The 1248-nt window shown below is 76.7% G+C and carries 1 pseudogene; it reads left to right on the top strand.

From position 1 onward, the window contains the following. A pseudogene (locus ACYVE9_RS27380) lies at positions 1–1248 on the top strand (hypothetical protein); the annotation flags it as partial.

The raw sequence follows: 1248 nt of genomic DNA, 5'->3' as shown, positions 1-1248 counted from the left end.
GCTGAGCGCCGCGTCCAGCCAGGCGCAGGAGGCCACCGACCACGCCGAGCGGCTGCGCAGCAGCACCACGTCGGAGGCGGAGACGAGCCGCCGGGAGGCGGCCGGGCTGGTCCGTCGCGCCGAGGAGCGCATGCAGGAGGCCGAGACGTCGCTGCGGGAGGCGCGGGCGCAGGCCGAGAAGCTGGTCGAGCAGGCCCAGGAGGCCGCGAGCAAGCGCCTCACGGACGCCGAGTCGGAGAACGAGCAGCGGGTCAAGACGGCCAAGGCGGAGATCGCCCGCATGGTCGGCGAGGCCACCAAGGAGGCCGAGGCGTCGAAGGCGGAGGCCGAGCAGGCGCTCGCCGACGCCCGCGCCGACGCCGAGCGCATGGTGGTCGAGGCCAAGGAGAAGGCCAGGGCGATCTCGGCGGAGGAGTCGGCCGCCCAGCTCGCGGAGGCGGCCCGCAACGCCGAGGAGATGGTCAGCAAGGCCGCGGAGGAGGCCCGGGCCACCACCCGGGCGGCGGCCGAGGAGGCCGAACGGCTGCGCCGGGAGGCCGAGGAGGAGGCCGACCGGCTGCGTGCGCAGGCGCACGACACCGCCGAGCAGCTCAAGGGCGCCGCCCAGGACGACACCGAGGAGTACCGCGCCAAGACCGTCGAACTCCAGGAGGAGGCGCGGCGGCTGCGCGGTGAGGCGGAGCAACTGCGGGCCGAGGCCGTCGAGGAGGGCGAGCGGATCCGCGGTGAGGCCCGCAAGGACGCCGTCCAGCAGATCGAGGAGGCCGCCGGCCGGGCCGAGGAGCTGCTCAGCCAGGCGAAGGCCGATGCCGAGGAGACCCGCGAGTCCGCCGTTTCGGAGGGCGAGCGGGTCCGCACCGAGGCGATCGAGCGGGCCACCGCGCTGCGCCGGCAGGCCGACGAGGTGCTCGAACGCGCCCTCGCCGAGGCGGAGGAGCTGCGCGGCGGCGCCGAGCAGCAGGCTGAGCAGGCCAGGGCGGACGCCGAGCAGGCGGCCCGGCAGACCCGCGAGGAAGCCGAGACACAGGCCCGGCAGACCCGCGAGGAGGCCGCCGAGGAGCTGGCCCGGCTCCGTGAGGAGGCCGAGGCGCGGGTGACCGCGGCCGAGGAGCAGCTCACCGAGGCGCGCCGGGAGGCGGAGCGGCTGCGTGAGGAGGCCCGCGCCGAGACGGAGCGGCTGCGGACGGAGTCCGCCGAGCGCATCCGCGCCTTGCAGCAGCAGGCCGAGGAGGAGGCGCAGCGGCTGCG

The sequence above is a fragment of the Streptomyces sparsus genome (assembly GCF_054776295.1).
Note: the sequence above shows the minus strand (reverse complement) of the source record. Positions and strands in the feature narration are given on the sequence as shown.